The organism is Devosia sp. (assembly GCF_028290435.1).
GTDB lineage: Bacteria > Pseudomonadota > Alphaproteobacteria > Rhizobiales > Devosiaceae > Devosia.
In genome coordinates, this window is sequence record NZ_JAQGJV010000076.1 from 60,989 (window position 1) to 86,430 (window position 25,442).

The window sequence follows — 25,442 nt, forward strand, 5'->3', positions numbered from 1 at the left end:
GCTTCCGGTGCTCACGTACATAAACGTACGCTCCGCTCCGGTTCTCGAAAATCACACCAGCTGACTCACCAGAGCGATTTTCCATTCGCGCCATCCGGTGCCGGACGACGAAGAAAGGCGGAGCCGAAGCCCCGCCTCAAATGTCTTACTGGCCGGTCTTGATCTTGGTCCAGGTGCGGGTCAGCACTTCTTCAAAATCGGGATTGTGCGCGCTCAGCACGAAAGCCTTGGCGATGGTTTCGGCAGGCGGATAGATGCCCGGATTGTTCTTGACCGCGTCATCCACGAACTCGGTCGCCTTGAGGTTGGGGTTGGCATAGAACACCGTATCGGTGATCGCGGCGACGACCTTGGGCTCGAGGATGTAGTTGATGAACTTCATCGCATTGTCCGGATGCGGCGCATCGGCGGGAATGGCTAGGAAATCGAACAGGGTCGCGGCGCCTTCCTTGGGGATGACATATTTGACTTCGGCGGGTGTTGCGGCCTTGGCAGCGGCGTCGATCGCCTGGAACACGTCGCCCGAATAGCCCAGGGCCACGCAGGTTTCGCCATTGCCCAGGTCGTCGATATACTGGCTGGAGCTGTAGTAGCGGATATAGGGCTTGATCGAGGTCAGCAGTGCCTCGGCCTTGGCGAGGTCGTCCTCGCTCTCCGAATTGGGATCGAGCCCCAGATAGTTCAGTGCGATGCCGACGACTTCGGACGGGCTATCGAGCAGGCTGATGCCGCAGGAGGCCAGCTTTTCGGCATTTTCGGGCTTGAAGATCAGGTCCCAGCTATCGATCGGGGCAGCATCGCCCAAAGCTTCCTTGACCTTGGCGACATTGTAGCCGTAGCCGATGGTGTTGATCATGTAAGGCACGGCATGGGCGTTATCGGGGTCTTGCTTGGCAGCAGTCGCCATCACGGCGGGGTCGAGATTGGCGAGGTTGGGCAGCTTGGATTTATCGAGCGGCAGGATCAGGTCGGCCTTGATCTGGCGTTCGAGGAAATTGCCCGAGGGCACGACGATGTCATAGCCCGATGAGCCAGCCAGGAGCTTCGCATCGACGATCTCGTTGTTGTCGTAGACGTCGTAATTGACCTTGATGCCGGTTTCCGCCTCGAAATTGGCGATGGTGTCCTCGGCAATGTAGTCTGACCAGTTATAGACGTTGAGCACGGCTTCTTCCTGGGCCACGGCGGGGGCCGCGACCATCAGGGCGCCAAGGGCGAGGACGAGCGATTTGTTCATCTGGATTGCACTCCTGTAGTGGGTCGATTTTTGGTGTTTTGCGCGTGGCGATGGGCGACGCCGGACGCGCTTATCTTTGCGGGCCGGGAAGGATTGAAAAAACGAACAGGGTTGCACCAAGGGGATGCCGGCGGGCATCGGGACAGTCGCTGGTCATGGGCCCGGGGCCGGGCGCGTATCGATCCGCCAATGGGGCGCAATCAATGATGATCGTCTTCAGCGAAGTAACCCTTGGCGCGAGGAATATGGGGGCAAGCTAGAGCCAAAATTGCGGGGCGACAAGAGATTGCGTGGCAAGATTTTGCAGGGGTTGACGCGCGGCGCGCCGCAAGCGCAAAACCGGCACAACAGGGCCGCAGCAGGCGGCCGTTTGACCCAAGTGACGGAGCGCAAAAATGAGCGCCAAAGCCTATCTGTCGATCAGCAATGAAGTGAAGTCTGCCCTGGCGGCCGGCAAGCCGGTTGTGGCGCTGGAATCCACAATCATCACCCATGGCATGCCCTATCCGCAGAACCTGGAAATGGCCAAGAATGTCGAGGCCGTGGTGCGCGCGAACGGCGCGGTGCCGGCGACGATCGCCATCATGGACGGGCGTTTTGCGGTCGGTGTTTCGGGCGACGATCTGGAGCGGCTGGCGCTGGAGGGCGGCAAGGCGGCCAAGGCGTCGCGGCGCGACGTGGCGGCGCTGCTGGTGCAGGGCGGCATGGCGGGCACCACGGTGGCGACCACGATGCAGATCGCGGCGCTGGCGGGGATTGCCATTTTTGCTACTGGCGGCATTGGGGGCGTGCATCGCGGGGCCGAGGACACGTTCGATATTTCGGCTGACCTCGAGGAACTGAGCCGCACGCCAGTGGCGGTGATTTGCGCGGGGGCCAAGTCGATCCTCGATATCGGCAAGACGCTGGAAGTGCTGGAGACCAATGGGGTGCCGGTGCTGGGTTATGGCACGGACGATTTCCCGGCGTTCTGGGCGCGGATCAGCGGACATAAGGTGGATCACCGCTTCGACGATGTTGCCGATCTCGCCAAGGTGGTGGCGTTGCAGATCGAACTGGGCATGGGGGGCGTGCTGATCGCCAATCCGATCCCCGAAGCCGATGCGCTGGACGCAGCCAGCATCGAGGCGCGCATTGCCGAGGCTATTCGCGGCGCCGATACCGAAGGGGTGTCGCGCAAGGCGTTGACGCCGTTCCTGCTCAACCGCATTTTCGAATTGACCGAAGGCAAGTCGCTCAAGTCCAATATCGCGCTGGTGGAAAATAACGCCAAGGTGGCGGCGCAGATCGCAGTGGCGCTGGCCGCGCGGACCCAGCCCAAGCCGGCGATCCGCCGCGCATGAGCCGTCAGGTTCTCGTCATCGGCGATGTGATGACCGATGTTATCGTCATGCCGGAGGGGCCATTGGTTAGGGGCAGCGACCGGCGCGCCAAGGTGCGCAGCCGGCCCGGCGGCTCGGGCGCCAACCAGGCGGTGTGGCTGGCCGCCATGGGGGCCGAAGTGGGGCTGGTGGCGCGGGTTGGCGACGAAGAGCTGCATATGTACGAAAACTACTTTCGCGGACTGGGCGTGGTGCCGTTTCTAGCCGGCGACAAGGAATTGCCATCGGGCGTGCTGGTGACCATCGTTGATCCGGATGGGGAGCGGAGCTTTCTGACCGATCGCGGGGCGAACCTGAACCTGTGTGCCGACGATCTGTCGGAGAGCCTGCTCGACGGGCTCGGTATGGTGGTCGTCTCCGGTTATTCGCTGTTCGCACCGGGACCAAGGACCGCGGTGCGCGACTTCTTATCCCTCGCCAAGGCCAGTGGCGTGGCTGTGGCCGTCGATCCGGCGTCGGAGGGGTTTTTGCTCGAAGTGGGGCCCGACAAGTTCATCGAGTGGACGGCCGGAGCGGACTGGATTTTCGCCAATCAGGACGAGGCGGAAACGCTGTGCGGCGCGGTCGAGCTGGATGTGCAGATGCGGCTGCTGGGGGCGCATTACGCCAATGTGGTGATCAAGCGCGGCCGCTTCGGCGCGGCTTTGGGCGGGTTGCACGGGATTAGGCTGACCATGCAGGCGCCGGTGGTGACGGTGGTGGATTCCACCGGGGCCGGCGATGCGTTCGCGGCGGGATTTTTGGCGGCGCATGTGGATGGGGCGAGCGTCGAGCAATCATTATCGCGCGCCATCGAGGCGGGGGCCAAGGCGGTGCGTTCGATTGGCGGGCAGCCCGCGTAAGGGCCATGGTTTGGTCCCAATCGACAGTGTTAGGTTAGGACCTGTTTTGAGGAGATATCGATGCGGAAGTTGATAGGCGCGAGCCTTTTTGGATTGATGCTGGCAAGCCCGGCAATGGCCGACGGCAAGATCTATGTGCAATTGCCGGACCTGTCGTCCTATCAGGGCAAGGAAGCCGAGGATTTCCTGCATCAGGTCGTGCTGGCCAATATTGTGTCCTCCAATTGCCCGGGCTTTGAGGCGACCGAGGAGGAATGGTCGCTGCTGACCGACTCGGCCGACATCCTGGCGCGCGAAAACCTCAGGCTGAGCGTCGATGCCTATGATGCCGACTATTATCAGCCGGCATTCTCGGCGCTCGATAATGCGCAGACCTGCGAAAAGGATGGCCCTAGCGTGAAGCCGATCCTCGACGAGCTGGTCGGCCTCGGGGGATCGCGCGAAGCCTTGCCGGATCAGGACGCCGCCTATGAGCAGTTCAGCGCGCGGCAGGCGAGCTGGGATGCGGCTCCCGCTGCGGCGCCAAGCGGAAAGACCAAGACCAAGTGAGCCTGATCGCGCAGATACTGGTCGGGCTGATCGCGCTGCTCCACCTCTATATCATGGTGCTGGAGATGTTCCTGTGGACCACGCCGCGGGGACTCAAGGCCTTCGGACAGACGCGCGAGTCAGCCGAGGCCAGCAAGACGCTGGCGGCCAATCAGGGGCTCTATAACGGGTTCCTGGCGGCCGGCCTGATCTGGGGATTGGTGCAGCCGGATCGCGAGATCGGCAGGCAGATCGAGATGTTCTTCCTCGCCTGCGTGGCGGTGGCGGGGCTTTACGGCGCGGTGACGGCCAAGCGGTCGATCCTGTTCGTGCAGACTGTGCCGGCGGTGGTGGCGATGATCGCGGTGATGTTGGCTTAACTTCACCTCTCCCTTGGGGGAGAGGTCGGCGAGCAGCGACGGGTGAGGGGGTCTTGAGCTTGCTCCTCACCCAGTAAAGGCCCCCTCACCCGACCCAAAGGGGTCTACCTCTCCCCCGAAGGGAGAGGTGAAGGGTGGTGTCGTCCCTCTTACGCCGCAAACGCCGCCAAGACGCGCACCCAGGAGCGGATGCCGCGGTGGAACGACTCCAGGTCGTATTTCTCGTTGGGGCTGTGGATCTGGTCGTCGACATGGGCGAAGCCGATCAGCAGCGTGTCCATGCCCAGGATGGTCTTGAACTCGCCGGCGACGGGGATCGAGCCGCCGGAGCCGGTGATCACGGCTTCCTTGTTCCACTCGCCGGTCAGGCCGGCCAGCGCCTGCTTTAGATAGATGCCGTCGGACGGGACGGTAATGGCGGGGGAGCCGCCATGTTCCCTAAAGGTCACCGAGCAATCGGCGGGGATGCGATCTTGCACGTGCTTGCGGAAGGCGGCGCGGATTTTGTCGGGCACCATGCCGGACACGAGGCGGAAGGAAATCTTGGCGCTGGCCTTGGCGGGGATGACGGTCTTGAAGCCGTCGCCCGTATAGCCGCCGATCATGCCGTTGATTTCGCAGGTTGGGCGCGACCAGGTTTGTTCCAGAACCGAGCGGGCGGTTTCGCCGGCGGGGATGGAGAGGCCCGCTTCGGCGAGGAAGGCCTTTTCATCGAAGCCGAGGCCCTGCCACTGCGCCTTGACGGCGTCGGGGACTTCGGCGACGTCGTCGTAAAAGCCCGGCAGGGTAACGCTGCCATCGGGGGCGCGCAGGCTCGCGATGATTTCGGCAAGCACCTGATTGGGATTGCGGGCGGCATTGCCGAACATGCCCGAATGCAGGTCCTTGGACGCGCAGGTGATTTCGATTTCCTCGCCGACGAGACCACGTAGCATAGTGGTGATCGAGGGGGTCTTGCGGTCCCACATGTCGGTGTCGCAGACCAAGGCAATATCGGCGCGCAATTCGTCGGCATTGGCGGCCATGAAGGGGGGCAGGTTCTTGCCGCCGCTTTCTTCCTCGCCTTCGAGCATCAGAGAGACGCGGACGGGCAACGAGCCATTGACGTTTTTCCAAGCGCGGCAGGCTTCCACGAAGGTCATGAGCTGGCCCTTGTCGTCGGAGGAGCCGCGCCCGACGATGATCTTGCGGCCGTTGGCGTCGTCCTTGATCACCGGCTCGAACGGATCGGTGTGCCACAGGTTCAGCGGATCGACGGGCTGGACGTCATAGTGGCCATAGAACAGCACATGCGGGCCGGTCGTGGCATTGTCGTGGGCGACGACGACCGGATGGCCGGGCGTCGGGCGGGCGGCGGCGGTAAAGCCCTGGCCGGTCAGATCATCGACCAGAAACTGCGCGGCGCGCTGGCACTCGGCCGCATAGGCCGGATCGGTCGAGATCGACTTGATGCGCAGCAGGGCCTTAAGGCGCTCGAGGCTGTTGTCGAGATCGGCATCGACGCGGGCAAGGACAGCGTCGAGCGTGGCGGGGGCGATGGTCATGGGTAGAACTTCCGATTTGATTTGGCGCGACCATGGCGCGGGGCGAGGAAGCCTGTCCAGCCGATTTATGATGAATCGAACATGAACGGGGTGCTCAAGCGGGCGTCAGTTGGAACCATTTATGGTTAACGCAAGTTCGGATGTTCTGAACGCGAACCAAAGGAGTTTCCCATGCATCTTTCGGCCACAGCCATCACGGCGTTGCTGCTTGCTGCCGGCGTGGGCAGCCTGACCGAGGCCGCGCCAGCATCCACTATCGGCCGCACCGCCTCCGCGACGGCGCCGATATCGACACCGCAATTCCTGCAGGGCAAAGCCGGCGACGGCCATGTCAGGCAGGCGATGGCCGCCTGATCCTAGTTATTGCCTGACCTCCTTCCTCCCATGCACAAACTTCAAGCCTCGGTCTCGTACCGGGGCTTTTTTCTTGGTCGGGAACCGATTGCGTGGCGCCGGTCGTTGAGCGAGTGGAGACCGCACATGACCAAGACCGCAGCGCTGCAGCCGATCGAGCCGATGGAAGCCAGGAGCGTGGATGAATTGTCCGAGGATGACGGCTGGCAGTTCGAGCCGAAATGGGATGGCTTTCGCTGCATCGCCGTGCGGAGTGGCGACGCGGTGGCGTTGTTCGCCAAATCGGGCAAGCCGCTGGGGCGGTATTTCCCCGAGATGGTGGCGATGATCGCCGGGCTGCCCGGCGGGCACTTCGTGCTGGACGGCGAACTGGTGATTGAGGCCGCAGGCGAGTTGTCGTTCGATGCGTTACAGATGCGGTTGCACCCCGCCGAGAGCCGGGTGCGCAAGCTTGCTGCGGAAACGCCGGCGCTGTTCATTGCTTTCGATATGCTGGCCAATGCGGAAGGCGACCTGACTGGGTCGAGCCTGGAAGTGCGCCGTGTGGCGCTGGAGGGGTTTGTGGGGGCGGCCAAGGCGCCGGGATTGCGGCTGTCGCCGTTCACGCGTGATCGCAAGCAGGCGGCCAAATGGCTGGAGAAGGTGGGCGGGGCACTGGATGGCGTCATCGCCAAGCGACTGGATGGGCCGTATCTCAGCGGCGAGCGGGCCATGCTCAAGGTCAAGCGCATTCGCTCGGCCGATTGCGTGGTGGGCGGGTTTCGCTATGGCACGGACAGCAAACTGGTTGGCTCGCTGCTGCTGGGACTGTTCAATGATCAGGGGCTGCTCGACCATGTCGGGTTCACCTCCGGCCTTGCGGCGGGGGAAAAGCCGGAGATCACCGAGCGGTTGGAAGCGCTCAAGGGACCGCCGGGTTTTACCGGCGACGCGCCGGGCGGGCCGAGCCGGTGGTCGAGCGAGCGATCAAGCCAGTGGGAGAGCCTGCGCCACGAACTGGTGGTCGAGGTGCTGTATGATCATGTGACGGGCAATCGGTTCCGCCACGGCACCAAGCTGCATCGCTGGCGCCCGGACAAGGCGCCGCGCCAGTGCACGTTCGAGCAATTGGAGCCGGCGCGGAAGCCCGAGGGCGTCGTGGCGAAGACGATTGCCGGCGGCTAGGAAGCGCCGGCAATCGTGCCATCGGGGCTAAAAGAACAGATCGTCCAAGTCCGCTTCGGCCGAGGCCTCGCTAGCAATAACCGGCGGTGGCGCGGTGAGGTCCTTGCCGAAGAGCTGTTCGTGGATGCGGCGTTCGGCGTCCATGGTGTATTTGGTCCGCAAGGCGGACAGCACCGCGGCCAGTGCTTCGGACGGTGGATCGATGTGGTCGGCCGAGTATTGGACGATGAGGACGTGCATGTCGGCCATGGCTTCGGAAATGGCGGACTGGTCGGCAAAGCTGGAGGCCGCCTCGCCCAACAGGTTGACGACCTTGGGGCCATCGAGGTTGAGCACGCCAAGCGCTTCGGCCAGCGTCTGATCGACGGTTTCGAGCAGGCCGAGGGCGGCGGTGGCTTCCTGCTCCAGTTGGCCGACCTGCCCGGCGGCGTCGCCAGAGGCAGCGGCGCCGAAAGACTGGGCCAGCCCCGCGGCTTCGTGGAGGCCACTCATGGCGGTTTCGGCTGCGGCAACGGTTTCGCCGGTGAGTTCGCGCAATTGGCTGGCAATGACATTGAGGGCGGTGCCGCGCGGTCCGAGCTGGGCGCATTTGACGGCGGCGTTGAGGCTGACAAGGCGCATATTGGCCTCGATTTCCTGCACGGCCTCTACGTGGCCGAGCAGGGATTGCACGGTGGCCTGCACGGCACCGGCGACGATTTCGAGCTTGCCGCGCTCGGTTTCGCAATCGCGCAACACCTCTGCGGCGTGGCGGAGCTGGTCGCTGAGGGCGGCGAGCGGGGATTGGGCGCCGGCCTTGCCCTGGCCATAGATATCGCGGCTGCGCACCATGATGGTGCGGGCGTCGGTCGCCAGATCGCTAAGGGCGTTGGCGGCATCGGCGACGTCCCCCGTGAAGGCTTCGGCGGCGCTGGCCAATTGGGCGGCTTGCAGGCTGGTGATGGCGGCGAGGGCGGCGTCGTGCTCCTCGGAGGACAGATTGGCGCCAGCGACGCTGTTACCGTCAAACAGGTTGGCCAGGGTTTCGAGCGCGGTTTCGACATGTTCGAGGCGCTGGCGGGTGGCGTCGCCGACCTGCAGGGCCATGACGGCGCTGGCGATGCGGCCGCCGATCTGGCGCGAGACGCGGCCGGTTTCGGCGCTGCCGTCGACCGAGGCCTGGCGCTGGCGGGTGACCGCCTCGAGGCTGCCGTCCATGCTGGCGGCAAGGCCACTCAACGTATCGGCATGGGCGGCCTCGAAATGGGCACGCTGTTCGGCGGCGCGGCGCACTTCGTCGGTCAATTGGCGGTAGACCGTGGAGAATTCCTGGATGGTGCGGCTGGCGCTTTCGCTGAGCTTGGCGATGTCGGTGGTGAAGACCTCGAAATCATCGCCGTCGCCGACAATGCCAGCGGCCACGACGCGGGCATTGATGGCGACGATGCCCATCATCTTGACCGTGCGGCGCAGGTCCGAAATCGGGTGGTCGGCAGCGGCAACGACGCTGACAAGGCGCGCGAGATCGGCCTGTTCGGTCGCGAAGACGGCGGCGATGGCCTGGGATTCGGTGCCGATAGCGGCGAGGCGCGCGGAAGCCTCGTGTAGTTCGGGGCTTTCCAGACTCTGCGGCAGGGCCTCGAAAATGCGGGTGATGCGGTTGAGCATGGCCGCGCCCTTGGTCAGGCGATCGCCGACCGCCACGAAGGTGGTTTCGATGCGTTCGCGGGGCTCGACGATACCGGGCACGAGGGCCCGCAGGTCGCTGGCGGTGGGCAGGGCAGTTTGGGTCTGGCGGGCGAGGGCCGTCATTTGGTGATCCCTGAGGCGGTGCGGGCGTAGACGGTGATTTCGTTGGCGACGCGGCCCAGTGCTACCACCTTGGCGGCGGCGCCGCGCTGGATGGCTTCCTTGGGCATGCCGAAGACCACGGAGCTTTCTTCGTCCTGGGCGACCGTATAGCTGCCGGCCTGGCGCATTTCGAGCAGGCCGCGCGCGCCATCGTCGCCCATGCCGGTCAGGATGATGCCCATGGCATTTTTGCCGGCGGTTTGCGATGCGGAGCGGAACATCACGTCCACGGAAGGGCGGTGGCGCGAGACGTGCGGGCCCTCGACGACGTTGACGGTGTAGCGGGAGCCGGCGCGGTGCAGCAGCATGTGCAGGTTGCCGGGAGCAATGAGGACGCGGCCAGCCTGGACCACGTCGCCGTCCTCGGCTTCCTTGATCTCCATGGCGCAAATGCCGTTGAGGCGGCGGGCGAAGGCGTTGGTGAACTTTTCCGGCATGTGCTGGACGATGATGATGCCCGGCGTGGTGGCGGGCAGGGCCTCGAGCACTTCACGCAGGGCTTCGGTGCCGCCGGTGGAGGCGCCGATGCAGATGATGGGTTCGGTCACCGGCATCTTGGCGCGCTGCGAGGCGGCGCGAGCCTCGGAGTGGGGCGGGATGATCGCGTCGGCGTTAAGCTTGGCCTCGACGGTGAGGCGCGGCGCCGGCTTGTGGACGCCACCACGGAACTTGGCATGGGCAGCGGCCTTGGCGGCGTCGCAGATGCGCATCCGCGATTCCTTGAGGAATTCGGCGGTATCGACGCGCGGCTTGGTGACGACGTCGACGGCGCCGGCCTCGAGCGCCTGCATCAGCGTGTCGGAGCCGGCTTCGGCCAGCGAGGAGCAGATGACGACGGGGATGGGGCGTTGGCTCATGATCTTGCGCAGGAACGTCAGCCCGTCCATGCGCGGCAGCTCGATATCGAGGAACATGACGTCGGGCACTTCCTGGCGGATGCGCTCGACGGCCACATAGGGATCGGCGGCGGTGGCCATGACTTCCAGATCGGGATCGCCATTGATGATCTCGCTCAGCGTCATGCGCACGGAGGCGCTGTCATCGACGATGAGAACGCGAATCTTGCGATGGGAGCCGGGCTGGTTGGCTTCAGGCATGGGCGCGCTCACGGCTTCTGGAAAACGGCGGGCGCGACCTGGCGCATGGTAATGCTGGTCCCGATCATGGATTCGGAATGGCCAAGGACCAGATACCCCCCGGGGCGTAAATGTTTGATCAACTTGAGGATCACGGCTTCCTGATCGGCCTTCTCGAAATAGATCAGCACATTGCGCAGGAAGATGATGTCGACGTCGCTATCGAAGGGATAGGACTTGTCCATGAGGTTGAGGCGGGCGAAGCGCACCAGGCGGCGCAATTCGGGCACGATGCGCACTTCGGAGCGGGTGCCGGCCTTGCGGGCGAACATCAGGTAGCGCGACTGCTTGGCCTGCGGCACAGGGCTGATCATTTCGGCCGGATAGACGGCGCGCTGGCCCTGCTCCAACACGGCGGTCGAGATATCGGTGCCCAGGATGGAGAAGCGGAAGTCGGCACGCTGCTGGGCCAGATCGGCCAGCACCATGGCCAGCGTATAGGCCTCGGCGCCGGTGGAGCTGGCAGCGCTCCAGATTTTGAGCATGGGCTGGCGCTCGCCGCGGCGCAATTCCAGCAAAGCGGGCACCATTCGCTGTTCGAGGCAGTCGAAATGCTCGGGCTCGCGGAAGAAATCGGTCTTGTTGGTGGTCACCGCATTGATCAGGAAGGGGCGCTCGGCGACGAGGCCATCCTTCTTGAACAAGTAGGCGCAATAGGCGTCGAAGCTGTCGAGACCCAGGACGCGGATGCGCTTGCGCAGGCGGCCTTCCACCATCAGGCGCTTGGCGGGCGGCAGCTTGATGCCGACCTCATCGCCGATCAGGGTGGCGATGCGCTTGTAGTCGAGCGCGGTGAGGTGATCGTCTTCGTCGTCGATGCGGATAGCGGCGGCGGTACGAGCGGGAAGGGACACAATAAACTCCGGCCGGTGGCGGCACGTCGGATCCCGCTTCTGCGGGGCGACGTGCCGGAAGGGTTCAGGCAGCCTGCGTCACGGGCGCCGCAGAGGCGCCCAGCAGGATGTCGAGATCGAGCACGGTAACGAACTTACCGTTGCGTCGACCGATGCCGGCAATGCAGCGCCCGTTCCAGGCGCCGCTGATCGAGGGTGGCGGATCGAGCTCGTCGTCGTCGAGGATCGTCACCTCGAAGACCCGGTCGGTTCGGAGGCCAAGCCGACGCTCGCCATCAGCGCCGTCAATCGACAGCACCACGATGCGGGTGTTCTCGGTGTCGTCCCTGGGCTCCATGTCGAGCGTCAGGCGCAGGTCGAGCACCGGAATGCCCTGGCCGCGGACATCGATCATGCCGAGCAGGTTGGCGGGAGCCTGGGGCAGGCGCGCGATCGGGCGCATGTCCAGGATTTCCTGCACCTTTTCGACGGGGGCGGCGAAGATTTCTTCCGCGACCCCGAGCGTTACGTATTGCTGGTTCTCTGCCATCTTGTCCTGCCTTTACGCTGCGCCGCGGCGCGAGAAAGCACCGTCGAGTTCGTCGTGGGCGTCATCGAGCGACAGGTTAAAACCGCCGCCGTCGTTATCGGCCGCAGCCGGCTTGCGCGCGCTCATATGGGGAGCGCCGGCCATGACGGCATCGCGCATACTGGGCTTGGCTGGCTTGCGCGCGGCCGGAGCGGGAGCCCTGGCGCGGTTGACCTGGTTCCCATCGATGCGGAAGTAGGAGATGGCCGTCTGCAGCTGCTCGGCCTGGGAGGCCAGCTCTTCCGACGTTGCCGACATTTCTTCGGCGGCGCTGGTGTTCTGCTGGGTCACCTTGTCGAGCTGCTGGATGGCAGTATTGATCTGGGAAGCGCCAGCACTCTGCTCACGGCTACCAGCGGAGATTTCTTCCACCAGTTCAGCGGTGCGCTGGATATCGGGGACCAGCTTGGCGAGCATGGCGCCAGCCGACTGGGCCGCCTTGACGGTGGTGCCGGAGAGCGTCGAGATTTCGGCGGCGGCAGCCTGGCTGCGTTCGGCGAGCTTGCGAACCTCGGAGGCGACCACGGCAAAGCCGCGGCCATGTTCGCCGGCACGGGCGGCTTCCACCGCAGCGTGGAGAGCAAGCAGATCGGTCTGACGAGCGATTTCCTGCACGACCATGATCTTTTCGGCGATGGTCTGCATGGCCGCGACGGCGTTGTTGACCGCTTCACCCGAGGCGATGGCATCGGCTGCCGACTGGCGGGCGATCTTTTCGGTCTGGTTGGCGTTATCGGCCGACTGCTTGATGGTGGCGGTCATTTCTTCCATCGAGGCCGAAGCCTCTTCGGTGGACGAAGCTTGCTCGGTCGCGCCCTGGCTCAGCTGTTCGGCAGTTGCCGACATTTCCTGGCTGCCGGCCGAGACGTTGTTGGCCGAAGCGATGGCGTCGGAGATGACTTCGCGCAGCTTCTCGACCATGCGCTTGAGCGAGATGCCCAGCGTGTCCTTGTCCGACAGCGGCTTGGGATCGACCGTGAGATCGCCATTGGAGATGGCGTCGGCGGTCGCCGCCATGGTGCGCAGGTTCTCGGTCATCACATTGACCTGGTCGACAACGTCCTTGATCTCGTCGTTCGACTTCATGTCGATGCGTTGATCAAGATCGCCGATGGCGACAGCGTCGATAACGCGTTTCACGCTGGCAAGCCCACGGCTGATGCTCACGGCGATCCAGAACGCGGCGCCGATGGCGAGCAGTACGGCAACTATGGAGGCGCCGATCATCCACGCGCTCGACTGGGCATAGAGCACGTCGGTCGCGGTATTGGTCTCAGCAAGCAGGTTCTGCTGCGAGATAACCATGGCCTCCACGGCGGTGGTCAGTTCGTTGGTGATGGTTCGCCCGTTACCGGTGGTGATGGCGGTGGCGCCAGCGGTATCATTGACTTTCATCCGGTTACGGATGTCGTCGTCAGCCTTGATGTATTGGTTGGCGAGATCCGCGATCTTTTCCCAATCGGGGCGGTAGGTTTCCGACGTGGACTTGAGGGCGGTCTCCACAGCGTTGGTGATTGCGGTGCGGGCCGTGTCGCCTTTGCCGATCTGCAGATCGCGCTCGGCCTGATCGACGGCCATGATCAGGCTCTTTTCGGAGCGGTTGATCTGCAGCAACTGAATGTTGGTCTGCTGAGCCAGCTGCAGCGACTGGGCAGGGCCATAAATGATGTCCGTGATGGCCGAGTTCAGCGCATTCATGTTGTAGATGCCGTAACTGGCGATACCCGCCAGCATAAGGATGAGCATGGCGAAAGTGGAGATCAGCTTAAGCTTGATGGTTAGGCGCATTTCAGCAGTCCTGTTCTGGGAAATCATCGCGCCATGCTGGCGGACGTAGGCGTTAAGACCGGTCAGGGTGGAAGAAGGAATGGGTTACCGCCGGGCATGCCGGTAACCCATGATGGGATTAGGCCGCGCCGCGGCGGCTGAAGGCGCCGTCGAGGTCGTCATGGGCGTCGTCGAGGCTGAGGTCGAACCCGCCGCTGCCCGTGTCGCTAGAGCTCTTGTGAGAGCTCATATGTGGTGCTGAGGCCATTACCGCGGAGCGGACGTCGCCCTTGGACTTGGTGAAGGCCTTGCGAGCCGGGGGCGGGGCCTCGGCCTTGTTGGAGTGGCGGTCCTCGATGCGGAAGTAGCTGATCGCCGACTGCAACTGCTCTGCTTGGGTAGCCAGTTCTTCCGACGTTGCCGACATTTCTTCGGCGGCGCTGGTGTTCTGCTGGGTCACCTTGTCGAGCTGTTGGATCGCCGTATTGATCTGGGCGGCGCCGGCATTCTGTTCGCGGCTGGCGGCGGAGATTTCCTCGACAAGTTCTGCCGTGCGCTGAATATCGGGGACCAGCTTGGCCAGCATATCGCCAGCCGATTGAGCCGCCTTGACCGTGGTGCCGGAGAGCGTGGAAATCTCGGTCGCCGCAGCCTGGCTGCGTTCGGCGAGTTTACGGACCTCGGAAGCCACGACCGCAAAGCCGCGACCATGTTCGCCCGCGCGGGCGGCTTCCACCGCGGCGTTGAGGGCGAGCAGATCGGTCTGGCGGGCGATTTCCTGCACCACCATGATCTTTTCGGCGATCGTCTGCATGGCGGCCACCGCATTGGTCACCGCTTCCCCGCTGGCCAGCGCATCAGCCGCCGATTGGCGGGCGATCTTTTCGGTCTGGCTGGCATTGTCGGCCGACTGCTTGATGGTCGCGGCCATCTGTTCCATCGAGGCCGAGGCCTCTTCGGTGGACGATGCCTGCTCGGTGGCGCCCTGGCTCAGCTGTTCGGCGGTCGCCGACATTTCCTGGCTGCCGGCCGAGACGTTGTTGGCCGAGGCGATGGCATCGGCGATGACTTCGCGCAGCTTTTCCACCATCCGCAACAGAGCCAGGCCCAGCGTGTCCTTGTCGGATAGCGGCTTGGGGGTGACGGTCAGGTCGCCAGCGGCGATCTGTTCGGCGATGGAGGCGGAAGCGCGCAGGCCATCGACCATGCGTTCCATGGCCTTGCCCAAAGTGTCCTTGTCGGACAGGATCTTGGGCTTGTTGGAGAGATCGCCATAGCCGATCGCATCGGCGACGGCGGCCGAGGCGCGCAGGTTTTCGGTCATTGTGTTGACGGTGTTGACCACGTCCTTGATCTCGTCATTGGTCTTGATGACGATGTTCTGGTCGAGATCGCCGATGGCGACGGCATCGATAGCGGTCTTGATCTTGCCCAGGCCACGGCTGATGCCGGTGATGATCCACAGGGCCGCGCCGATGGCGAGGATGGACGATCCACCCAGCAGAGCGAGCAACAGCAGGCGGCTGGAATTGTAGAGGTCCTCGGCGGCCTGGACCGCTTCGGCCAATTGCTTGTTGTTCAGCTCGGCGATGTTGTCGAGAGCGGTGACCGAGGCCGCGCGCACCTGGGCGGCCTTGCCTGAAGCCAAGGCAAAGGCCTCGGCGTTCAGATTGAGGCTGCCGAGACGGCGCACTTCGGCGTGTTGGACCAGATAGGCGTTGTAATCGGCAGTGAACTGCTCAACCAGCGGCTTGCCTTGTTCGCTCGACAAGTCCTTGAGCTGGGATGACGCGGCGGCAATTTCCGCGATTTTGGCATCCATTTCGGCGGCCAGCTTTTCGAGCCCGGCGGCATCCTGGGTGAGAATGTAATTCTTTTCGTCACGGGCCACCGTCAGGGTGGCGACTTCCAGCTCGGAGGCGAGCTGGATGCGCTTGACGTTACCTTCGGTGGCAGCGCTGAAGCTGTCGTTCAATGCGCCCAGATTCTGCAGGGCGATGAACATGCTGATTCCAGAGAGGACGATAACCACTACAAACGCAGCGGTGAGTTTGGCCTTGATCGTAAGTCTCACGGTAACCCCCTAAGCAGGGCCGCTTCTGCGGCCCTCAGTGAAAAAAGGTCGGCAATATAGGAAGACGGCCGCGGCGGACCGCGGCCGGCAGAGCAATCAGGCAGCGGTGCGGCGGGAAAACTCTCCGTCTAGCGCATCGTGGCCGTCTTCGAGGTCGAGGTCGAAACCGCCGGTATTGGCGGGCGCGGCCTTGCGGACTGTGTGTGGCGCCTTGGCGGCGATAGCTTGACGCAGGGCGGCAGTGGAGGCGCGCGCCTTGACTGGAGCCATCACGGGGGCGGCCCCCGTGTGGTGCTCGTCGAGCCGGAAGTAGCTGATCGCCGACTGGAGCTGTTCGGCCTGGGAGGCCAGTTCTTCGGAGGTCGCCGACATTTCCTCGGCGGCACTGGTGTTCTGCTGGGTCACCTTGTCGAGCTGCTGGATGGCGGTGTTGATCTGGCTGGCGCCTGAGCTTTGCTCACGGCTGCCGGCGGAGATTTCCTCGACCAGTTCAGCGGTGCGCTGGATATCGGGCACCAGCTTGGCCAGCATGTCGCCAGCCGAGCGGGCGGCCTTGACGGTGGTGCCGGAGAGCGTCGAGATTTCGGCGGCGGCAGCCTGGCTGCGTTCGGCGAGCTTGCGAACCTCGGAGGCGACGACCGCGAAGCCACGGCCATGTTCGCCGGCACGTGCGGCTTCCACCGCGGCGTTGAGGGCGAGCAGATCGGTCTGGCGGGCGATTTCCTGCACCACCATGATCTTTTCGGCAATCGTCTGCATGGCCGCGACGGCGTTGTTGACAGCTTCACCGCTGGCGATGGCATCGGCTGCCGACTGGCGGGCGATCTTCTCGGTCTGGTTGGCGTTATCGGCCGACTGCTTGATGGTGGCGGTCATTTCCTCCATCGAGGCCGAGGCCTCTTCGGTGGAGGACGCCTGTTCGGTCGCGCCCTGGCTCAGCTGTTCGGCGGTGGCCGACATTTCCTGGCTGCCGGCCGCAACATTGCGGGTGGCGGTGGTGACTTCGCTGACCACGTCGCGCAGCTTGCGCACCATGGCGTTGAGGGCATTGATCAGGTCGCGGATTTCGTCGTCGGCCTTGGCGGTGGCCGAGGCATTGAGGTCACCACCGGCGACAGCGTTGGCCAGGGCCACGGCACTCGACAGCGAGCGAGAGATGGCCACGACAATCCAGGTAGCGGAGACGGCGGCAATCAGCACCGAACCAATGAGCAAGCCAATCAGCAGGGCCATGCTCGAATTGTAGAGTACGTCAGAGTCTTCGTCGGCCTGCTGCAGGGCGGCCTTGTTGGTGTCGATCATGGTATCGAGCATGGCATCGGCATCGGCGCGGATGACGCCGGCCTCGTCCGCCTTGGCGGTGGCGAGGAAGTCGGTGCGCGTCATGGCAACGCTGACGGCCTTGTCCATGGCGACGACGAGACCGTCATAGGCGGCCTTCGCGGCGGTAAACAGGGTCGTGTCGGCGGCCGGGACCAGGCGCTGCAGCGCCGGCATCTGTTCGGCAATAGCTGTGAGGCCGGTGGTGTAGTCGGCATGCCATTTGTCCTGCAGTTCCGGATCACCCGAGGCGAGCAGGATATTGCGCTGCTGGCGGAAGATGTCGGTCATGGTCAGGTACATGTCGGTGGCGGCCTGGTAGGCCGGGAACACGGTCGTGTCGCCGGCCGACACGCGGGCGGCGAGCGCCTTCTTGAGCGCGACCATGGCGTCTTCGACCTGGCCGAGTGCCGTGCTGCCGTCGGAGCGCGAGATAGCCAGCGAAACGGCATCGCTGTTCTGGGTGGTGAGTTGCTCGACCTGCGGGATCATCGCCTGGTACTGGGTGAGCTTGACGTGGAACTGGTCCAGACCCTCGCGCACCTTGGGGTCCGCTATATTGCCGTCCAGCGCCGCATAATCAGCGGTGATGCTGGCCATTTCCGAAGCAATGCCGGCACTGAAGGTGGCCATCTGATCGGGATCGGAGGTGATGATCATGGCGCGCATCTGCGAGCCGACGCTTTCCAGCGCGGTCTGCAGATTGGACATGGTGATGGTGTTGGCCGAGCGAACGTCGACAATGTCGCCCAGCGAGTCATTGATCTTGCCCAGGCTTTGCAGGGCAAAGAACATGCTGACGCCCGAGAGCGCGACGACGACGACGAACACGCCCGCCAGTTTAGCCTTGATGGTCAGTCTCACGATGCAAGTCTTTCTTCTGCTGTGGAGGGCGGTGTCCGGGCGCCCTGGGTTTCGAAAATTCGCCCCAGATCGGGGATGATGATGAAGCCGCCATTGCGCTTGCCGATGCCGCGCACGAAATCGGCGCGCCAGCGCATGCCGACCTTGGGCGCTTCCTCGATGGAGGCAGCCTCGATGTCGGTGACGTCATGCACCTTGTCGGCAAGCACGCCCGCGATGGTGGGTTCGCCATCGATTTCGATCTCAATGACGACGATGCGGGTATCCTTGTCCGGCGGCGGCCGATCCATGCCGAACATGACCCGCAGATCGGCGAGCGGTACGACGCGGCCGCGTACATTGATCAGCCCGCCCACGAAGGGGGGTGCATTGGGCACTTCGGTGATCGGCACGAGGTCGAGGATTTCGCGCACGCTTTCGGCCTCGATGGCGAACAGCTCGTCCTGCAGGCGCATCGTCAGGGCCTTCATGGGCCCGGCTTTGAACGCTTTCATGCGGCTTTCCCTTCGGACTTGTTGCGGTCGACATAGCTCTGCCCGTGGGCAACCAGATGGGCGGTGTCGAGGATGAGGGCGACGGTGCCGTCACCCAGGATGGTGGCGCCAGAGAAGGACTTGATGGGCGAGTGCAACTTGCTGAGCTGCTTGATCACGGTCTGGTTGTTGCCGATGATCTGATCGACCACGAGCCCGACCCGGCCTTCGCCGGATGAGACGATGACGACCTTCTGGTGCGGTTCGGGAGGCGTCGTGGTGTTGAACACTTCTCGCAGCCGCAGGAAGGGCACGAGGGCCCCACGGATATCGAGGAAGTTGCGGCCCTTGCCTTCGATGCCCTCGGGCAGCTCGACGCATTCTTCCACCGCCGAGAGCGGGATGGTGAAGCGGCCGTTGCCGACGCGCACCAGCATGCCATCAATGATGGCCAGGGTCAGGGGCAGGCGCAGGGTCATGGTCGAGCCCTGACCGGCCTTGGTGGTGACATCGATGCTGCCGCGCAGGCCATCGATGGTCCGCTTGACCACGTCCATGCCAACGCCGCGACCCGACAGGGACGTGACTTCTTTGGCGGTGGAGAAACCGGGCGCGAAGATCAGGTGGTTGAGTTCCTGATCGGTGAGCTTCTGGTCGGCCGTGATGATGCCGTTTTCTTCGGCCTTGGCGCGAATGCGTTCGGCATTGAGGCCGGCCCCGTCATCGGAGACCGAGATGGCGACTTCCGCCCCCGCATAGACGGCCGAGAGGCGGACCGTGCCTTTGGGGGTCTTGCCGGCGGCGAGGCGTTTTTCGACGCTTTCGAGGCCATGGTCGACCGAGTTGCGGATCAGGTGGACCAGGGGATCGGCCAGGCGCTCGATCATGGTCTTGTCGAGTTCAGTATCTTCACCGGTGGTGATGAACTCGATGTCCTTGTCGAGATCGCGGCTGAGATCGTGAATCAGGCGGCGGAAGCGGCTGAACAGGGTGCCGATCGGCACCATGCGGATACCCATCGTGGTATCGCGCAGGCCCGAGGACAGGCGTTCGAGTTCCTCGGCGATGGTCTTGAGATTGCCGTCGCTGCTGGACGCGGCGATCTGGGTCAGGCGGGCCTGGGCGATCACCAGTTCGCCGACGCGGTCCATCAATTCGTCGAGCCGTTCGGCGTCGACGCGCATGGACGAGGCGGCTGGGGCCTTGGCATCGGCGGGCGGGGCGGCAGGGGTCTCGGCGACCGGTGCAGGTGCGGGCTTGGCCTTGGCGGCTTTGGCGGGTTTTGGGGTGGCGGCCACGATAGCCGGTGCGGCTTCGACAACCGGGGCAGGGATCGCGACGGGTTCAGCAGCGGGCTCGGCGCCGGTCAGTGGCTCGATGGACAGCTCCATGCCGTCGCGCAGGAACATGAAGACATCGTCGATGGCGGCGTGTGGGTCTTCGGCCATGGTGAGGTCGATCTGCCAGCCCAAATAGGGCACTTCGGGATCGATGGTCTCGAGGTTCGGAATGGTATCGGTCAGCGCCGTAACCACGCAGGGGCCCAGGTCGGTGATTTCCTTGAGCAGCAGCAGTGGATTGGTGCCATAGACCAGCGCGTCGCTGGGCAGGCGGAAGCGGATGCGCCAGGTGGTGGGCTCAGCGGGAGCGGTTTCCACGGCCACCGGCGTAGGTTCATCAAGGTCCAGCGCGATGACGGCGCCTTCGGCTGCCGGCGCGGCTTCGGCAGGCGCGTTGGTGCCATCAATGACGGCACGCAGTGCCTCGAGAATGGCGTCGCCACCGGCAAGCTTGGTGTCGGGCTGTTCGATCAGCTTGTGGATGTGATCCTTGGCGTCGAGCGCCACTTCGATCAGTGCGGGGGTGGCCACGGTCTGGCCCTTGCGGACCTGGTCGAAGGCGGTTTCAAATTCGTGCACGAAATTGGCGACGGCGGTGAAGCCGAACATGGCGCCCGAACCCTTGATGGTGTGCAGGGCGCGGAAGGTGGAGTTGATCAGATCGTCATTGGCGGGGTTCTGCTCCAGATCGAGCAGGCCCTGCTCAAGCTGTTCGAGCAGCTCGCGTGCTTCCTGGCGGAAGGTCTCGGTAGGATCGGGAAAGCTCATTCGCCGGTTACCTTCTTGATGACGGCCAAAAGCTGGTCCTGCTTGAACGGCTTGACGATCCATCCCGTGGCGCCGGCTTCCTTGGCTTGGCGCTTGAGCTCGTCATCGGACTCGGTGGTCAGCAAAATGATCGGCACGCCCTTGCTGGAGGGGTGCTGGCGATACTTGCGGATGAACTCGATGCCGTTCAGCACCGGCATGTTGAGATCGGTGATGACGGCGTGCACGGTGTTGGTGGTGGCCTTGGTGTAGCCATCGGCGCCGTTGATGGCCTCGATGACCTCGTGGCCCGCGGATGCAAGGGTCATGACCACCATCTGCCGGATGGAGGCGCTGTCATCGATGGTCAGGATGGTTTTGCTCATGCTGCGTGTTCCGTTGGTGAGGGGCCGGTCCAGAATTCGCCTTCCGGCGTGCGCGACTTGCCATCGGTGCCGACAAATCCGGTTTGGACCAGGAGACGATGCAGCACGCCGTCCGGGGGCGCATGCAGGGTCAATGTCTTGCCGGACGCCAAGGCGGATTTCCGGGCGGCGACGAGTAGTTGGAGAATGGTGACGTCGATACTGGTCAGACCTTCGGTGGCGACAGTAATGCTACTGTGGCTGTCCAGGGCCTGTCGCAGTAGACCGGCGATATCCTGCACATTGCGCAGGCCGGCGTCACCGCTGATGGAGAGCATGTGGGCGCTATCTCCGGTCATTGGAATGACCGGAAGGCAAGACTGATGTGACTGGGCATTATATTACTCTACCGCACTAAGAGGTTGGGAAGCGGAGGCGCTTTTCGAGGTATTACTAGTCTATTAATATGCCTTCGATCTGCATCACGGAGCTTCTTCTGTGTGCGCCCTATTCCCATCGAACGCATGACTTAAGGTATACGAAGGTGCTTAATTGAGCGTTACTGGATGCGTAAAGTTACACTTGCGGCGACATGATGGCGACAAAGCAATATTTATCGACTTGCCATGAATCATTCCCGGATTCCTGTGGCCGCGAATGAATCCGTTGGCGGAGAGGGCGAGTCATCGATTCAGATCGGCGAGTCGGTCCGACAAAATACGTATCGATATACTCAAATTAGACTTGTGCTCTTTGCCGGTATTCGGAAGTTTGGCAAATATAGACTTGTGAGGGTAGCATCCCTGCCACAAATTTGCCGCAAATCGACGGGCGGCCGGACCAGGCAACAAATCGTAAATCTCTTGCGCGACCGTAGGTTAGCGATCTGAGCTGCAGAAACGTGCGGCCGGACTAGAAGCCGACGGCGGTGCGCGGTGGCTCGCCCTGCATGATGGTCTGGATCTCGGTCCACTTGTCGCGGAAGGCAGCGACGCAAGTCGGATCGAAATGGGTGCCGCTGCAGGCGATGATTTCCGCATGGGCCTTTTCGATGGGCCAGGCCTGTTTATAGGGGCGCTGCGAGCAGAGTGCGTCGAACACGTCCGCGATGGCGACGACGCGGGCCTCGATCGGAATATCGGTGCCCGAGAGCTTGTCGGGATAGCCGGCGCCGTCCCAGCGTTCGTGGTGGCTCTGGGCGATCAGCTCGGCTGTCTTGATCAGGTCGGATGAGCCGTTTTCCAGAATGCGAGCACCGATGGTGACATGCTCGCGCATGATCGCCATTTCCTCGGGCGTCAGCTTGCCGGGCTTGCTGAGAATGGCGTCGGCGATGGCGATCTTGCCGATATCGTGCAGCGGCGCGGCCAGATAGATGGTGCGGCAGCGTTGCGGGCTGAGGCCGATACCGGCGGCGATCAACTGGCTGATCAGGGCGACGCGCGAGACATGCTCGCCGGTATCGCCGTCGCGATATTCGATGGCGCGGGCCAGCCGCCAGATGACTTCTTCCTCGCGCTCCAGCAAATGCTTGGTGGCTTGATCCACTTCGCGCGACAGCCAGGTGGCGCGATCGGCCAGCTCGACCTGAGCCTGGCGCAGCGCCAAAAGGTTGACGACGCGGGCCTGCAATTCGGTGGGGTCGAAGGGCTTGTTGACGAAGTCGGTCGCCCCGGCGCGAAAGGCTTCGAGCTTGGTGTGTTTGTCGATGTCGGAGGTCACCATGATGATCGGGACCAGGCGATAGGCATCACGCGCGCGCAGCGCCGCGGTCAACTCGATGCCATCCATGCCGGGCATGATGTGATCGACCAGGATCAGATCGTACTGGCATGCCTTGGTCATGGCGATGGCGTCGAGGGGCAGCAGGCAGGTATCGATCTGGGCGGTGGTGGCCTGCTTGACGATCGAGCCGATCATCGCAAGGCTCGACCGGCTATCGTCGACTATGAGCACCCGCATTTTCGCCCCTGGAATTCCCCACCCGAAACATAAGGGCAAGCTCTTATTCGATGCTTAATTTTTGCAGGTCCGGAACGCCCTGTCAGCCAAAGATAAAACACGGTTTCCAAGGCGTTGAAACGAGGGTAGGGGCCTCAGAAATCGCGGTGCGCGACGATGTGTCCGGACCTGGCTCTTGCACCATCTCCCGACCGCGGCGATGATCGCGCCATGAAAATAGTCCATCACAGAGATGCCGCCGATATGGGGCAGGCCGCGGCCCGGCAAGGCGCCGAGGCGATCAATAGTGCGATCGCAAGCAGGGGCCGTGCGGTGGTCATTCTTGCCACCGGCACCAGCCAGTTCCCGATGCTGGAAAGCCTGATCCAGGCCGATATCGACTGGGCCAAAGTCACGGCTTTTCATCTGGACGAATATGTCGGCCTGCCCGCCACGCATAAGGCGAGTTTTCGCGGCTATTTGCGCCAACGGGTGGTGGAGCGGCTGCCGGCGCTGGCGGAGTTCGTGATGGTGGGGGGCGATGCAGAGGACCTGGCGGGGGAAATCGGGCGGCTCAACGATCGGCTCGGGCGCGAGACAGTCGATGTGTGTTTTGCGGGCATTGGGGAGAATTGCCATCTGGCTTTCAACGATCCGCCGGCCGATTTCGTCACCGAGTATCCTTACATAGTGGTCGAGCTTGACGAGGCCTGCCGCCGCCAGCAACTGGGCGAAGGCTGGTTCGAAAGCCTCGACGCCGTGCCGCAGCGGGCGGTGTCGATGAGCATTCGCCAGATTATGAAATCGCGCAAGATCATCCTGTCAGTGCCGGATGTCCGCAAGGCGGGGGCAGTGCGGCATGCGGCGCAAGGGCCGGTCAGCAATGCATTTCCAGCCTCGATCCTGCAGCAGCATGCCGATGCCACGCTGCATCTCGACGCTGCATCGGCCAGCCTGCTGGCATGAATTTTTGGAGCGCCGGCCTGTTTGATTTGCAGGTCAACGGCTATGCGGGCGTGGATTTCAACGATGCGGGTATCACCGCCGACCGGCTGGATGTTGCGCTCGAGGCCATGCAGGCCAGTGGCGTTACGCTATGCCTGCCCACCATTATCACGGCGCCGGTTGATGTGCTGCGCGAGCGGCTGGCCGCGCTGGATGCGGCGGTGACGGGCAGTCGGCTGGGCGCCGCCATGGTGCCGGGTTATCATCTCGAAGGCCCGTTCCTCAATCCCGCGCCGGGGTTTGCCGGCTGTCATCCGCCAGAGGCGATGATCGATCCCGATATCGCCATGGTGAAGGGGATCGAGCGGGGGCTGACCCGGCCGATCCTCCTCGTGACGTTGGCGCCGGAGCGGGACGGCGCGGTGGCGTTCATTGGGCAACTGGCGGAGCGCGGCAAGGTGGTCGCTATGGCGCATTCAAATGCCGGGCATGAGGCGGTCCGTGCTGCCGTCGCGGCGGGTATGAGCCTGTCGACCCATCTGGGCAACGGTCTGCCGCAGCAGATGCATAAGCTCGACAATCCATTGTTGGCGCAATTGGCGGAGCCGGGCCTCGGCGCCTGCATGATCGCCGATGGGCATCACATGAGCCCGCAGGCGCTGGGCGCACTGGTGCGGATCAAGGGGGTGGGCAAGTCCATCCTGGTCACCGATGCGGTGCTGGGGGCGGCGGCGCCCGCGGGACAGTATGTGTTCGCCGGGATGGCGGTCGAACGCACGGTGGCTGGGGCTATGGTGCAGCCAGGGCGGACCAATCTGGCGGGCTCCGCGCTATGTCTGGATCAAGCGGTGCGCAACGTCGTCGATTGGGGGATTGCGATGGCGGAGGATGCCGTGGCGATGGCGTCGCGCAATCCGCTGGCGGCGATGGCGCGGGCACTGGCGCATCATGGCATTGCGGTGGATCCGGGGGTGGTCAGGTGGACGCCCGATCTGGCGCCAAGCATTGAGCGGCCGGCGGCGATCAGTCGATCGCGATAACGCGGAGGCCGGCGAGCAGGGCGGGATCATCGAAGCGGCCGGTCGGGTCACCATTGGTAATCAGCACGTCGACATCGGCGAGCCTCGTGACCTGATGGGGCGCGCGGCGGTCGAACTTGTCCTCGTGGGCGACGAGGATCACCTGCCGGGATTGGGGCAGGATATCGCGTACCAGATCGACCTCCATCGGATCGAACTCCAGCACCGAGCCGTCGCGGTCGATGGCGCTGGCGCCGATGATGGCGATGTCGAACTTGAAGCGCTGGCGATTGGAATCGGCTAGGGTTAGGACGGAGGAGTCCTTGTTGCGCACATAGCCGCCATAGACATAGACGGTGGCGTCGGTTTTCAACGCGCAGGAATAGGCGACTTCCAGATTGGGCGTGGCAATCAGGACGCCGGGGTGGCGCACGAGGATTTCGTGCAGGGCGTGGAACGTGGTGCCGAGGCCGACAAACACAGTCGCGCCGGCGACAAGGAATTCCTCCAGGGCAGCGACCAAGCGCTGCTTGACCTCGACCTGGATGGTATGGCGCTCGTTATAGGTATGCTGGGCCACGCCGGGAGAGGCGAAGGCGCCGCCAAAACCCTTGAGCAATAGCCCCTTGGTTTCGAGCGTCCGCAGGTCGCGCCTTATGGTCTGGGTGGTGACGTCGAACCGTGCCGCCAGTTCGGCCACCGACGCCGCGCCATTGGCCCTCACGGCATCCAGAATGGCGCTTTGCCGCTCGCCGAGCCGCGCGCCGT

At 63.6% G+C, this 25,442-nt stretch carries 23 protein-coding genes; 8 read left to right on the forward strand and 15 right to left on the reverse strand.

Annotation, left to right across the window (positions count from 1 at the left end; genetic code table 11):
- Nucleotides 1-145: 145 nt before the first annotated feature.
- Nucleotides 146-1,237: a polyamine ABC transporter substrate-binding protein gene (locus JWP26_RS17215; protein WP_299730552.1), complete on the reverse strand. Its 1,092-nt coding sequence runs from the start codon at nucleotides 1,235-1,237 to the stop codon at nucleotides 146-148.
- Nucleotides 1,238-1,632: 395 nt separating this feature from the next.
- Between JWP26_RS17215 and JWP26_RS17220 the strand changes: the two genes are divergently transcribed.
- From JWP26_RS17220 to JWP26_RS17235, 4 genes are read left to right on the forward strand one after another with little or no spacing between them, the layout of a single operon-like run.
- On the forward strand, nucleotides 1,633-2,580 hold the full coding sequence (locus tag JWP26_RS17220) for a pseudouridine-5'-phosphate glycosidase (protein WP_299730555.1): 948 nt from the start codon (nucleotides 1,633-1,635) through the stop codon (nucleotides 2,578-2,580).
- Complete coding sequence (locus JWP26_RS17225) at nucleotides 2,577-3,461, forward strand: carbohydrate kinase family protein (RefSeq protein WP_299730558.1); 885 nt, start codon at nucleotides 2,577-2,579, stop codon at nucleotides 3,459-3,461. The genes JWP26_RS17220 and JWP26_RS17225 overlap by 4 nt, the downstream gene beginning before the upstream one ends.
- A 60-nt stretch (nucleotides 3,462-3,521) precedes the next feature.
- Nucleotides 3,522-4,010, forward strand: coding sequence for a hypothetical protein (locus JWP26_RS17230; RefSeq protein ID WP_299730561.1), 489 nt, complete (start codon nucleotides 3,522-3,524; stop codon nucleotides 4,008-4,010).
- 2 nt (nucleotides 4,011-4,012) lie between these two features.
- Nucleotides 4,013-4,369, forward strand: a complete 357-nt coding sequence (locus tag JWP26_RS17235; protein WP_299730607.1) for a DUF1304 domain-containing protein — start codon at nucleotides 4,013-4,015, stop codon at nucleotides 4,367-4,369.
- 149 nt (nucleotides 4,370-4,518) lie between these two features.
- Here the strand turns inward: JWP26_RS17235 and JWP26_RS17240 are convergent, their stop codons facing one another.
- On the reverse strand, nucleotides 4,519-5,913 hold the full coding sequence (locus tag JWP26_RS17240; protein WP_299730564.1) for a M20/M25/M40 family metallo-hydrolase: 1,395 nt from the start codon (nucleotides 5,911-5,913) through the stop codon (nucleotides 4,519-4,521).
- Nucleotides 5,914-6,084: 171 nt separating this feature from the next.
- Here JWP26_RS17240 and JWP26_RS17245 point away from each other — a divergent pair, with 171 nt between their 5' ends.
- On the forward strand, nucleotides 6,085-6,267 hold the full coding sequence (locus JWP26_RS17245; protein WP_299730567.1) for a hypothetical protein: 183 nt from the start codon (nucleotides 6,085-6,087) through the stop codon (nucleotides 6,265-6,267).
- A gap of 126 nt (nucleotides 6,268-6,393) precedes the next feature.
- Nucleotides 6,394-7,431 carry an ATP-dependent DNA ligase gene (locus JWP26_RS17250; RefSeq protein ID WP_299730569.1) on the forward strand — a complete coding sequence of 346 codons (1,038 nt, stop codon included), beginning with the start codon at nucleotides 6,394-6,396 and terminating at the stop codon, nucleotides 7,429-7,431.
- Nucleotides 7,432-7,458: 27 nt separating this feature from the next.
- On the opposite strand, the gene JWP26_RS17255 is transcribed toward JWP26_RS17250, so the two are convergent.
- The 12 genes from JWP26_RS17255 to JWP26_RS17310 all read right to left on the reverse strand — a co-directional run bounded on the left by JWP26_RS17255 (nucleotide 7,459) and on the right by JWP26_RS17310 (nucleotide 22,731).
- Nucleotides 7,459-9,222: a hypothetical protein gene (locus JWP26_RS17255; RefSeq protein WP_299730571.1), complete on the reverse strand. Its 1,764-nt coding sequence runs from the start codon at nucleotides 9,220-9,222 to the stop codon at nucleotides 7,459-7,461.
- Entirely contained in the window at nucleotides 9,219-10,358 is a 1,140-nt protein-coding gene (locus JWP26_RS17260; RefSeq protein ID WP_299730574.1) for a chemotaxis response regulator protein-glutamate methylesterase, read from the reverse strand. Before JWP26_RS17260 ends, JWP26_RS17255 begins: the two co-directional genes overlap by 4 nt.
- A gap of 8 nt (nucleotides 10,359-10,366) precedes the next feature.
- Nucleotides 10,367-11,251: a CheR family methyltransferase gene (locus tag JWP26_RS17265; protein ID WP_299730577.1), complete on the reverse strand. Its 885-nt coding sequence runs from the start codon at nucleotides 11,249-11,251 to the stop codon at nucleotides 10,367-10,369.
- 64 nt (nucleotides 11,252-11,315) lie between these two features.
- The gene (locus tag JWP26_RS17270; RefSeq protein WP_299730580.1) at nucleotides 11,316-11,780 is read right to left on the reverse strand and encodes a chemotaxis protein CheW; all 465 of its coding nucleotides are present in this window, start codon (nucleotides 11,778-11,780) and stop codon (nucleotides 11,316-11,318) included.
- Between the two features lie 12 nt (nucleotides 11,781-11,792).
- Nucleotides 11,793-13,607, reverse strand: coding sequence for a methyl-accepting chemotaxis protein (locus tag JWP26_RS17275; protein ID WP_299730583.1), 1,815 nt, complete (start codon nucleotides 13,605-13,607; stop codon nucleotides 11,793-11,795).
- Between the two features lie 118 nt (nucleotides 13,608-13,725).
- Nucleotides 13,726-15,660, reverse strand: coding sequence for a methyl-accepting chemotaxis protein (locus JWP26_RS17280; protein ID WP_299730586.1), 1,935 nt, complete (start codon nucleotides 15,658-15,660; stop codon nucleotides 13,726-13,728).
- Between the two features lie 96 nt (nucleotides 15,661-15,756).
- The gene (locus JWP26_RS17285) at nucleotides 15,757-17,844 is read right to left on the reverse strand and encodes a methyl-accepting chemotaxis protein (protein ID WP_299730587.1); all 2,088 of its coding nucleotides are present in this window, start codon (nucleotides 17,842-17,844) and stop codon (nucleotides 15,757-15,759) included.
- Nucleotides 17,841-18,338, reverse strand: coding sequence for a chemotaxis protein CheW (locus JWP26_RS17290; protein ID WP_299730589.1), 498 nt, complete (start codon nucleotides 18,336-18,338; stop codon nucleotides 17,841-17,843). Before JWP26_RS17290 ends, JWP26_RS17285 begins: the two co-directional genes overlap by 4 nt.
- Nucleotides 18,335-20,425, reverse strand: coding sequence for a chemotaxis protein CheA (locus tag JWP26_RS17295; RefSeq protein WP_299730591.1), 2,091 nt, complete (start codon nucleotides 20,423-20,425; stop codon nucleotides 18,335-18,337). The genes JWP26_RS17290 and JWP26_RS17295 overlap by 4 nt, the downstream gene beginning before the upstream one ends.
- Nucleotides 20,422-20,790 (reverse strand): response regulator, encoded by a 369-nt coding sequence (locus tag JWP26_RS17300; protein WP_299730593.1) that lies wholly within the window; start codon nucleotides 20,788-20,790, stop codon nucleotides 20,422-20,424. The genes JWP26_RS17295 and JWP26_RS17300 overlap by 4 nt, the downstream gene beginning before the upstream one ends.
- Entirely contained in the window at nucleotides 20,787-21,128 is a 342-nt protein-coding gene (locus tag JWP26_RS17305; protein ID WP_299730595.1) for an STAS domain-containing protein, read from the reverse strand. Before JWP26_RS17305 ends, JWP26_RS17300 begins: the two co-directional genes overlap by 4 nt.
- A gap of 553 nt (nucleotides 21,129-21,681) precedes the next feature.
- Nucleotides 21,682-22,731 (reverse strand): HD domain-containing phosphohydrolase, encoded by a 1,050-nt coding sequence (locus JWP26_RS17310; RefSeq protein ID WP_299730597.1) that lies wholly within the window; start codon nucleotides 22,729-22,731, stop codon nucleotides 21,682-21,684.
- Between the two features lie 210 nt (nucleotides 22,732-22,941).
- On the opposite strand from JWP26_RS17310, the gene JWP26_RS17315 reads away from it, so the two are divergent.
- Entirely contained in the window at nucleotides 22,942-23,676 is a 735-nt protein-coding gene (locus tag JWP26_RS17315) for a glucosamine-6-phosphate deaminase (RefSeq protein WP_299730599.1), read from the forward strand.
- Complete coding sequence (locus JWP26_RS17320) at nucleotides 23,673-24,695, forward strand: N-acetylglucosamine-6-phosphate deacetylase (RefSeq protein WP_299730602.1); 1,023 nt, start codon at nucleotides 23,673-23,675, stop codon at nucleotides 24,693-24,695. The genes JWP26_RS17315 and JWP26_RS17320 overlap by 4 nt, the downstream gene beginning before the upstream one ends.
- On the opposite strand, the gene JWP26_RS17325 is transcribed toward JWP26_RS17320, so the two are convergent.
- The coding region (locus JWP26_RS17325) for a DeoR/GlpR family DNA-binding transcription regulator (RefSeq protein WP_299730605.1) at nucleotides 24,679-25,442 on the reverse strand (764 nt) is incomplete at its 5' end. The genes JWP26_RS17320 and JWP26_RS17325 overlap by 17 nt on opposite strands.

Bases quoted from the DNA above. Each gene is read 5' to 3' on its own strand.
- JWP26_RS17215 (WP_299730552.1), bottom strand. From the start codon at position 1,237: ATGAACAAATCGCTCGTCCTCGCCCTTGGCGCCCTGATGGTCGCGGCC.
- JWP26_RS17220 (WP_299730555.1), top strand. From the start codon at position 1,633: ATGAGCGCCAAAGCCTATCTGTCGATCAGCAATGAAGTGAAGTCTGCC.
- JWP26_RS17225 (WP_299730558.1), top strand. From the start codon at position 2,577: ATGAGCCGTCAGGTTCTCGTCATCGGCGATGTGATGACCGATGTTATC.
- JWP26_RS17230 (WP_299730561.1), top strand. From the start codon at position 3,522: ATGCGGAAGTTGATAGGCGCGAGCCTTTTTGGATTGATGCTGGCAAGC.
- JWP26_RS17240 (WP_299730564.1), bottom strand. From the start codon at position 5,913: ATGACCATCGCCCCCGCCACGCTCGACGCTGTCCTTGCCCGCGTCGAT.
- JWP26_RS17245 (WP_299730567.1), top strand. From the start codon at position 6,085: ATGCATCTTTCGGCCACAGCCATCACGGCGTTGCTGCTTGCTGCCGGC.
- JWP26_RS17250 (WP_299730569.1), top strand. From the start codon at position 6,394: ATGACCAAGACCGCAGCGCTGCAGCCGATCGAGCCGATGGAAGCCAGG.
- JWP26_RS17255 (WP_299730571.1), bottom strand. From the start codon at position 9,222: ATGACGGCCCTCGCCCGCCAGACCCAAACTGCCCTGCCCACCGCCAGC.
- JWP26_RS17260 (WP_299730574.1), bottom strand. From the start codon at position 10,358: ATGCCTGAAGCCAACCAGCCCGGCTCCCATCGCAAGATTCGCGTTCTC.
- JWP26_RS17270 (WP_299730580.1), bottom strand. From the start codon at position 11,780: ATGGCAGAGAACCAGCAATACGTAACGCTCGGGGTCGCGGAAGAAATC.
- JWP26_RS17275 (WP_299730583.1), bottom strand. From the start codon at position 13,607: ATGCGCCTAACCATCAAGCTTAAGCTGATCTCCACTTTCGCCATGCTC.
- JWP26_RS17290 (WP_299730589.1), bottom strand. From the start codon at position 18,338: ATGAAAGCGTTCAAAGCCGGGCCCATGAAGGCCCTGACGATGCGCCTG.
- JWP26_RS17295 (WP_299730591.1), bottom strand. From the start codon at position 20,425: ATGAGCTTTCCCGATCCTACCGAGACCTTCCGCCAGGAAGCACGCGAG.
- JWP26_RS17300 (WP_299730593.1), bottom strand. From the start codon at position 20,790: ATGAGCAAAACCATCCTGACCATCGATGACAGCGCCTCCATCCGGCAG.
- JWP26_RS17305 (WP_299730595.1), bottom strand. From the start codon at position 21,128: ATGACCGGAGATAGCGCCCACATGCTCTCCATCAGCGGTGACGCCGGC.
- JWP26_RS17310 (WP_299730597.1), bottom strand. From the start codon at position 22,731: ATGCGGGTGCTCATAGTCGACGATAGCCGGTCGAGCCTTGCGATGATC.
- JWP26_RS17315 (WP_299730599.1), top strand. From the start codon at position 22,942: ATGAAAATAGTCCATCACAGAGATGCCGCCGATATGGGGCAGGCCGCG.
- JWP26_RS17320 (WP_299730602.1), top strand. From the start codon at position 23,673: ATGAATTTTTGGAGCGCCGGCCTGTTTGATTTGCAGGTCAACGGCTAT.